This window comes from Kaistella sp., assembly GCF_049588135.1.
Lineage (GTDB): Bacteria > Bacteroidota > Bacteroidia > Flavobacteriales > Weeksellaceae > Kaistella.
In genome coordinates, this window is the sequence record NZ_JBAVFG010000136.1 from 1 (window position 1) to 8,498 (window position 8,498).

The 8,498-nt window shown below is 35.3% G+C and carries 9 protein-coding genes; 5 read left to right on the plus strand and 4 right to left on the minus strand.

Translation table 11 applies throughout. From position 1 onward, the window contains the following. Positions 1 to 17: 17 nt before the first annotated feature. From WBY99_RS07985 to WBY99_RS08000, 4 genes are all read right to left on the minus strand, one after another. Positions 18 to 356, minus strand: a complete 339-nt coding sequence (locus WBY99_RS07985; protein WP_423975805.1) for a type II toxin-antitoxin system RelE/ParE family toxin — start codon at positions 354 to 356, stop codon at positions 18 to 20. A 112-nt stretch (positions 357 to 468) separates the two neighbouring features. Next, the gene (locus WBY99_RS07990; RefSeq protein WP_423975806.1) at positions 469 to 1,188 is read right to left on the minus strand and encodes an NAD(P)-binding domain-containing protein; all 720 of its coding nucleotides are present in this window, start codon (positions 1,186 to 1,188) and stop codon (positions 469 to 471) included. Then, complete coding sequence (gene gmk, locus WBY99_RS07995; protein ID WP_423975807.1) at positions 1,185 to 1,748, minus strand: guanylate kinase; 564 nt, start codon at positions 1,746 to 1,748, stop codon at positions 1,185 to 1,187. Before gmk ends, WBY99_RS07990 begins: the two co-directional genes overlap by 4 nt. 69 nt (positions 1,749 to 1,817) lie before the next feature. After that, on the minus strand, positions 1,818 to 2,675 hold the full coding sequence (locus WBY99_RS08000; protein ID WP_423975808.1) for a YicC family protein: 858 nt from the start codon (positions 2,673 to 2,675) through the stop codon (positions 1,818 to 1,820). A 127-nt stretch (positions 2,676 to 2,802) separates the two neighbouring features. Here WBY99_RS08000 and WBY99_RS08005 point away from each other — a divergent pair, with 127 nt between their 5' ends. The 5 genes from WBY99_RS08005 to murI all read left to right on the plus strand — a co-directional run bounded on the left by WBY99_RS08005 (position 2,803) and on the right by murI (position 8,193). Continuing rightward, positions 2,803 to 3,879 (plus strand): PASTA domain-containing protein, encoded by a 1,077-nt coding sequence (locus WBY99_RS08005; protein WP_423975809.1) that lies wholly within the window; start codon positions 2,803 to 2,805, stop codon positions 3,877 to 3,879. Positions 3,880 to 3,947: 68 nt separating this feature from the next. Next, complete coding sequence (locus WBY99_RS08010; RefSeq protein ID WP_423975810.1) at positions 3,948 to 5,006, plus strand: RluA family pseudouridine synthase; 1,059 nt, start codon at positions 3,948 to 3,950, stop codon at positions 5,004 to 5,006. A 48-nt stretch (positions 5,007 to 5,054) separates the two neighbouring features. After that, complete coding sequence (locus WBY99_RS08015; protein ID WP_423975811.1) at positions 5,055 to 5,999, plus strand: PorP/SprF family type IX secretion system membrane protein; 945 nt, start codon at positions 5,055 to 5,057, stop codon at positions 5,997 to 5,999. Positions 6,000 to 6,129: 130 nt separating this feature from the next. Next, complete coding sequence (gene hemW, locus WBY99_RS08020) at positions 6,130 to 7,254, plus strand: radical SAM family heme chaperone HemW (RefSeq protein WP_423975812.1); 1,125 nt, start codon at positions 6,130 to 6,132, stop codon at positions 7,252 to 7,254. Positions 7,255 to 7,362: 108 nt separating this feature from the next. Beyond that, a complete protein-coding gene (gene murI / locus WBY99_RS08025) occupies positions 7,363 to 8,193 on the plus strand; it encodes a glutamate racemase (RefSeq protein ID WP_423975813.1) in 831 nt (276 codons plus the stop codon). Positions 8,194 to 8,498 lie beyond the last annotated feature (305 nt).

An 8,498-nucleotide genomic window follows, 5' to 3' on the forward strand; every position in this document is an offset into this window, starting at 1 on the left:
GAATTTTACTGTAACTTTTAATTCTGGGTTCTTTTGTGTTCATAATATTCAGCCATTATTTTTAATGCTTTATCGATTTCTTTTCTTAGAGTTTTCTGAGTTTTTTTCTGAAAACTATTGAAGAGAACAACTAATTTTCCTTCATCAAAACAGAAGAAAATTCGGTAAATATTGCTTTGATATTCAATTCTAATTTCGAATAAACCGTTTTCAATATGTTTCACGAATTTTTCTGAAATCCTTTCCTGAGTTTCGATGATGTCAAAAACATATTCTATTTTTTCAACAACTTTCGGGTTCAATGTTTTAATAAAATCATCAAAATAATGATCGAAAGTTATAATTTCTCTAATCATAGCAAAGTTAATAAAAGTTGTATAGTTGTGCAACTTATTTCGAGCGAACAATTACAATCAATTTTTCAATAATGTTTTCTTTAAATCTGAAAACATTTCCATTTTCCAATGCTTAAAAATATTTAGGATTCGGATGTATAAATGTATAATTAAAATCTTGAATGAAACATTCTGAAGAAATAATCCTTTGATTTTCTCCGTTAAAATTTTGCGTTTCTAAATTCAAAATCTCTGCAATTGTCGGGTGTTTCGGAGCTACGATATTGTAAATTTCAGATTTTTTTTCTGAATAAATCAGTTTTTCTACGATGGCAAGAATATCTTCAAAATGAATATAATTAACTTGTTTTTGAGGGTTTTCTGGAACTTTATTTTTAAAAATATTTTGGATGGAGCGTTCATCGCCCATTAATCCTCCAAAACGCAAAATATTGGTTTGAGGATATTTTTCTTTAATTAAATTTTCTGCTTTAAGAATATCTGTTCTTAAATGTTCGGTATCTTTTTCGGTGAAAGTTTTATTTTCCTGCGGATAAATTCCGGTGGAACTGAAAAGAATGGTTTTGGGAAATTGCTTGTTGAGTTTTTCAAAACCTTCAAACCAATCGTTCCTTGAAATTGGTATGCTGAAAATCGCAACATCAACATCATTTAAAAAATCAAAATTCTCAGTGGTGTTAAAATCAAGAACATGAACTTCTGAAGCGATTTCTTTTAAAGCAGATAAGTTTTCAGAAGAAGTAGTGGTGGCGATGATGTAATGGTTTTGATCCTTTAAATATTTGGATAATTTTTTCCCAATCCAACCGCAACCGATGATGGCGATTTTCATGATTTCAGAAACTGCGTAATTAAATTATTGATATCAATTTTTGCCACTTCTAATTGATCGTTGATCACGATTTCATCAAACTCATTTTTAAAGGATATTTCTTCAGTTGCTTTTGAAACTCTTGTATGAATAGTTTCCAGATCGTCGGTTCCTCTGGCAATCAGTCGTAATTCTAAAGCGGCAACCGATGGCGGCATGATGAAAATAGAAAGCGCATGGTCACCGAAATATTTTTTAAGAGAAATTCCTCCGATTACATCCACATCGAAAATAACGACTTTTCCGCTGTTCCATATCCTTTCGACTTCTGATTTCAGAGTTCCGTAATATTTATCGGTATATACTTCTTCAAATTCTACAAATGCTTCTGCTGCAATTCTTTCTCTGAATTCTTCAGGTGAAATAAAATAGTAATCGATACCGTTTCTTTCTTCGCCTCTTGCATTTCTGGTCGTACAGGAAATTGAAAATTCCAGTTCGGGAAAGTACTCCAAACAGTGTTTTACGAGCGTAGTTTTTCCACTTCCGGAAGGTGCTGAGAATATGATAACTTTATTCATTGAAATTAGAGATTTTTAGATGAGAGATATGAGAAATGTCTATTATCTCATGTCTTTTCGCCTATTGTCTTATAGTACGTTTAACGTTTGTTCTTTAATTTTTTCCAAATCATCTTTCATCATCACTACGAGTTTTTGAATTTCGGCGTGATTGGCTTTTGATCCTAAGGTGTTGATTTCTCGTCCGATTTCCTGAGAAATAAATCCGAGTTTTTTACCATTGAAACTTTCTTCGATCATCACTTCCAGATAATATTTTAAATGTTGTGTGAGTCGTACTTTTTCTTCAGCAATGTCTAATTTTTCGGTGTAGTACGCCATTTCTTGATAGAAACGGGTTTCATCAATCTGATCAAATTCGTTGAGTGATTTTCGGTAGCGTTCTTTCACAGCATCCATTCTCACTTCTTCGTAAGGGGTTATCAGGCGTAAGCAATTCTCAATTTTGCTAATATTCCGGTGCAGTTCTTCCTGTAGGATTCCACCTTCTGTTCTTCGGAAATTTTCAAATTTCGTTAAAGTTTCTTCCAATAATTCGATTAAGAAAATCCATTCATTGTCATTGAGCTCATCGCTTTTGGTAGAAATGGCTTCTGGCATTCTAACTGCCATTTTCAAATATTCGAAATCGGGACCATCTCCTGCCACCTTTTTCAATTCCTGCATATAAGCTTGTACCAAGTCGTGATTAATAGCTACATCATTGGCACTGTTAAGTGATTCGATATTGATGTAGCAATCGACTTTACCACGAAGAACTCTGTCGTTCAGCATTTTGCGGATTTCGAATTCTTTCTCTTTATATCGTAATGGGATTTTGATGTTGAGATCAAATGATTTGCTGTTGAGGGATTTAACGTCGATGGTTAATTTTTTGCCTTCGAAAACTCCTTCGCTTCTACCGAAGCCGGTCATGGATAAAATCATGTATTTACTTTATCTCACAAAGATAATTATTTAAAAACTTTTAAACTTAAAAAAGAAAGGCTAAAGTTTTCAGCAAGAGCAGAAAAGATTATTTTATATATTTGCAGTTAATAAAAGATTTAGAAATATGCTTAAATCGCTCTTTCATTGGAAAGTCTGGATAAATATACTTTTAGCGGCTGCAGTTTTCGTAGGTGCAGTTTGGCTAACGTTTCGGTGGTTAGAAATTCATACGAATCACGGAAAAGAAATCGCAGTACCCAATGTGATGAATAAATCGGTGCATGAAGCCATTAAAATTTTAGATGATTCTGGTTTAACTTATGAAGTTGACAGTTTTAAATACGATCCCAAATTCAAACCTTTCCAGGTTTTGCAAATCTATCCGTCACCAGGTTCTCGAGTGAAAGATGGCAGAACAATCGTGTTAAAAGTGAATCCAAGAACTTACGCGCAGGTTTCTGTTCCAGATATTTTAGATCGGTACAAAGGATTGGCATTTAGGCAATTGGAGCAAGTGGGACTGAAAGTTGGCGATACCATTTATGAGCCGAGCATTCAACGTGATGCTGTTTTGAGAATGTTATATAATGGTGCAGTTCTAAAGCCTGGCGCTTTGTTACCGCGTTTCTCAACGATTGATTTGGTAATTGGTACAGGTCCAAAAAGAAATATTAGCGTACCAAATCTTGTAGGTTTAACCGTACAGGAAGCCAAATTAGTTATTGCTCAAAATTTATTTGAAATAGGTTTAATTGAACATGAAGATGGTGGCGCAGATGAATCAGATATTGTGTACTATCAAGATCCGGCAGCATTTGATGTCAGAGATCAAGGAATGCAAATTGATATTTGGGTCAGTAAAAAAACTCCTGCTGAATTGGGCGCAAAAATTTCACAATTGAATTCAATCTACAGGATTAAAGATAGTTACGATCCGCAAAACTATGAAGAAACTCCTGTTTATAAAGAACCTTCGCCTGGTCGGAATGAACCTTTAGAGGAAACACCAAAATCTGTTGCGCCAAAAGTAGAAATACCAAAACCAGAAGTTAAAAAGCAGGAATCTCCAAAAACGACGACTGAGCAAAAGCCAAAAGTGGTCGAAACGAAACCAAAAGCTGTTACTCTTCAAGTCCCAGCAAAAGCTACTCCAACGAAAACCGAAGAGAAACCAAAGGTTAAAAAGGTAATTGTTGAATAGTTTTTTTTAATGAACATACAATCTAAAGCTTCAACCGAAAAGTTGGAGCTTTATCTTTCAAAAATACAATGACAGAAGACAACGAAAATTTCGCAGAAGAAGATTTTTTGAATCAGGAATCCAATGAAACTGAATCAGAAGGACTTTTTGAACACCTTTCCATCACCGTTGATAAAGGTCAGGAATCGATACGGATTGATAAATTCTTGGTGAATTTCAGACAGAATTCTTCCCGAAATAAAATCTCACAAGCCTGTCGCGCTGGAAATGTCGTGGTTAATGGTTCGCCGGTAAAACAAAATTACCGTGTAAAACCAGGTGATCAAATTTCGGTCTTGCTTACAAGTCCGCCGAGAGAAAATCTTATTATTCCACAAGATATTCCGATTAATATCGTTTATGAAGATGACGATGTGGTTGTGGTGGATAAAGCAGCCGGAATGGTCGTTCATCCCGGTCATGGGAATTATAGCGGAACATTAATTAATGCCCTGGCTTTTCATTTTGAGAAAAATGGGCAGAAATCAGATCTAGACCGGGTTGGTTTGGTTCATCGGATTGATAAAGATACTTCAGGATTATTGGTTATCGCAAAAAATGAATATGCCTTGAGTTTTCTGGCAAAACAATTTTTTGACCGTACGACCAAAAGATTATATTGGGCGTTCGTTTGGGGAAATATCGAAGATGATGAAGGAACCATTCGTGGAAATATCGGAAGACATTTAAAAAACAGAATGCAGATGGCGGTTTTCGAAGACGGAAGTTTGGGAAAACATGCGGTCACTCATTATAAAGTCATCGAACGGTTCCGTTATATTACCTGGGTAGAATGTAAATTAGAAACGGGTAGAACACATCAGATTCGGGCACACTTTAAACATATTGGTCATACTCTTTTTAATGATGAACGATATGAAGGCAGTCAGATTTTAAAAGGAATCAATATGCCGAAGTACAAACAGTTTGTGAAAAATGTTTTTGAAGTTTTACTGCGTCACGCATTGCATGCACACACGCTCGGGTTTATTCATCCGACAACCAAGAAGGAAATGTATTTCGAAAGTCCAATGCCAAAAGATATGGACGATGCTTTGAATAAATGGAGAAAATATTTAGAATCTTAGTTCCATAAAAACTTTTTATATTTGCTGAAAATTCACGCAACTTTTATTATGAGAAAAATATATACGTTATTTTTCGTGGTGGTCTTTCTCGGAAGCTACAAAAGTCAGGAAACATTGCCTTTTTACCAACAGTATTTGCTTGGTGGCGAGTTTCTTTTTAATCCTGCGCTTTATGGCCGTACTGATGATGTTGTGTTGAATTTAAACTACCAAAAACAATTTTCGAATTTCGATCAATCCCCTAATGTACAGTCGATTGGGATGCATGCTAACGTATTTGATAGAGTAGGAGCAGGATTGTCTTTTTTTAGAGATCAAAACGGACCGATTTCTTCCAATGGTATTTCGGCAGGTGCAGCTTATTTTATTCCGATTGATGATGATGGCGAACGAAAAAGCCAGTTCTCTTTTGGGATGAATGTGAATTTCTATAACATGAATATCGACCTGGGAATGCTGAGTCCGCAGGATCCTGGCGACCCGGTCTTAAGTTCAAATTCTCTGTTTTTAGTTTACGCAAATCTTGGGATGGCGGTGACTTACCGTAATTTTTTCGCTGGAGTTTCTGTGAATGATATTGCCATAACGAATGATATCCCTATTTCAAATGGGATCGAACCTGAACCAACTAAAATTTTACTCAACACCGGTTACAATTGGTATTTAACAGATGAGCTTTATGTAACACCATCTGTTCTGGCTAACTTTAATACCAATTCTTCAAAAATGGTCGATGTGAATTTAATGGCAACTGCTGCTGGAGATGAAAGTTCATTTTCTGCTGGTGCAAGTTTTAGAACTGCCAGCAATAAATTTGGGAATCAAAGTTTGGCTATTTCTCCTGTTGTAAAAGCAACCGTGAATAATTTCTTTTTTGGAGCAACTTATAATTTTGGACTTTCAGATATTCAACAATACGCTGGAAGCAGTTTTATGTTGAGCGTTGGTTATAAATTCGAAAATTTTATTAATACGAGAGGATATCGGTATTAGGGAGTTGTCAATGGTCAGTAGGGAATGGTGAATTTTTCAAACTTCAAACTGTCAACCTTAAAGCTGAACTCGACCTCAATCTTACCCACAATCTTGGCTCTTTTAACTTTTCCCTTTGCTCTTCTATAAAATGATTTACCTCCATATTCCTTTCTGCAAACAGAAATGCAGCTATTGCAATTTCCATTTTTCTACTTCTTTAAATTTTAAAGAGGAAATGATTGCTGCCATTAAAAAAGAAATTTCTTTGAGGAAAAATGAACTCGAAAATAAAAATCTGAAATCCCTTTATTTCGGTGGCGGAACACCTTCTATTCTTAAAGTTGATGAACTGAAATCGATTATTGATGAGGTTTCTAAGTATTTTGCCTTCGATCAAAATATAGAAATTACCCTTGAAGCCAATCCCGATGATTTGGATAAAAATTTCTTGAAAGAACTTTCGCAAACGGCAATTAATCGGCTTTCCATCGGAACGCAAAGTTTTTTTGATGAAGATTTAAAAATGATGAATCGTGTACATAATTCTGGTGAAGCTGAATCTTCTATCAAACGTGCGCAGGATTTTGGTTTCGAAAATATCAGCATCGATTTAATTTACGGTTCGCCCACTTCCAATTTCGAAATCTGGAAAGAAAATCTCAATAAAACCATCGAGCTCGAAGTTCCTCACGTTTCGTCTTATGCTTTAACTGTTGAACCCAAAACCACTTTAAACAAGTGGATTTCTCAAGGAAAAATCAATGCGCCAAAAGAAGCCGAGCAGAATAAAGAATTTTATTATATGATCGATTTTTTGAAAGATCACGGTTTCGAACATTACGAAATATCCAATTTTGGAAAGCCCGGTTTCCATTCCAAACACAATTCTGCGTATTGGAAATATCAGGAATATTTGGGCATCGGACCTTCCGCACATTCTTACAACGGACGAAACGAGCGAAGCTGGAATGTTGCCAATAACAAGTTGTATATCAATTTTTTAAATGAAAATAAATTAGCCAAAGAAACCGAAATTCTTTCAGAAAAAGATCAATTCAATGAAATGTTGATGATTGGTTTGCGAACGATTTGGGGGGTAGATTTACCATCTTTAAATCAAAAATTTAATGAAGAAATTTTAAATCATTTTCAAAAAGAAATTCAGCATAAAATAGAAGACGGCATTTTAATCATCGAAAATAATCATTTGAAAATCCCCGAAAAGCATTGGTTTCTTGCCGATGGAATTGCCTCGGATTTATTTTTGGTTTAAAAAAAATCGCACAAATCGCGATTTGTCCCTACTTGGCTCTCCAGATAGTTATCGGGATTACTTTTTACTTGGCTCTTTAATTTGTATTTTTGCAAAAATTTTCTTCCATTGAAAAATAAAAAACAGGATTTCAGCCATCTTTCTGCAAAACAACCGATTGGGATTTTTGATTCCGGAGTGGGTGGCTTAACGGTGGCAAAAGAAATAAAACGCTTGCTTCCCAACGAAGATCTCATTTATTTCGGCGATACCAAACATCTTCCGTATGGCGAAAAATCTCCGGAAGCCATTGTTGGATATTGCACCAAAATCACCCAGTTTTTATTGGATAAAAATTGTAAAGCGATTGTAATAGCCTGTAATTCGGCAACGGCAAATGCCTTGAAAGAAGTCCTGGATTTGGTGAGTGAGAAAGTGCCTGTGATCGATGTTATCAATCCTGTGGCGGAAAAAGTTTCTTACGAAATTCACAATAATGTGGGAGTGATTGCGACCAAAGCAACAGTGAATTCCGGACTTTATAAAAAATCGATTAGGAAGCACAATAAGTTTATCAAAGTTGATGAATTGGCGACTCCGCTTTTGGTTCCGGCGATAGAAGAAGGTTTCAAAAATCACCCGATTACGCATGCGATTGTTTATAATTATTTGAGCAACAGTAAATTAAAAAATATAGAAACTTTAATTTTGGGCTGTACGCATTATCCTTTACTGATTGATGAAATTAAACAATATTACGGAAGCCGAGTTCGCGTCATCGATTCGCCGAATATCGTTGCCAATCAATTGAAAATTACTTTGGATAAATATCATTTACTCAATGATAAAAATGCGAACCCGAAATACCATTTTTATCTTTCGGATATTACTAAAAACTTCGAGAAAATCTCCAAGAAATTTTTCGGGAAAACCATTGATTTGGAGCTGAAAGTTTTATAGTTTTCTAAACCACAAAAAATGATCGTTTTTGTAGTTTTCAAAACAAATATGAAACAGATGAGTTCGCGACAAGAAAAAAGGCATAGGCTGCTCCAGCGGAGCAATATCTGTGTGGAAAAGAAGATTGTATAATGATATAGCGTTCCAGGGGAACGCTATATTTTTCGCTTGATATTTATGTTTTATGGCTCGCTCCTGGGGAGCTCAACTTTTATTGGTTGCTGTTTTTCTACCAATCGTTCGCCGCTCTGCGGCTTTTTTAATTTTTAAACCACAAAGGTCAAAAAAGATTATCGCTCTTGCGG

Excerpts from the sequence above, each read along its gene's own strand:
- WBY99_RS08000 (WP_423975808.1), bottom strand. The coding sequence starts at position 2,675 with ATGATTTTATCCATGACCGGCTTCGGTAGAAGCGAAGGAGTTTTCGAA.
- WBY99_RS07985 (WP_423975805.1), bottom strand. The coding sequence starts at position 356 with ATGATTAGAGAAATTATAACTTTCGATCATTATTTTGATGATTTTATT.
- WBY99_RS08010 (WP_423975810.1), top strand. The coding sequence starts at position 3,948 with ATGACAGAAGACAACGAAAATTTCGCAGAAGAAGATTTTTTGAATCAG.
- hemW (WP_423975812.1), top strand. The coding sequence starts at position 6,130 with ATGATTTACCTCCATATTCCTTTCTGCAAACAGAAATGCAGCTATTGC.
- WBY99_RS07990 (WP_423975806.1), bottom strand. The coding sequence starts at position 1,188 with ATGAAAATCGCCATCATCGGTTGCGGTTGGATTGGGAAAAAATTATCC.
- WBY99_RS08005 (WP_423975809.1), top strand. The coding sequence starts at position 2,803 with ATGCTTAAATCGCTCTTTCATTGGAAAGTCTGGATAAATATACTTTTA.
- gmk (WP_423975807.1), bottom strand. The coding sequence starts at position 1,748 with ATGAATAAAGTTATCATATTCTCAGCACCTTCCGGAAGTGGAAAAACT.
- WBY99_RS08015 (WP_423975811.1), top strand. The coding sequence starts at position 5,055 with ATGAGAAAAATATATACGTTATTTTTCGTGGTGGTCTTTCTCGGAAGC.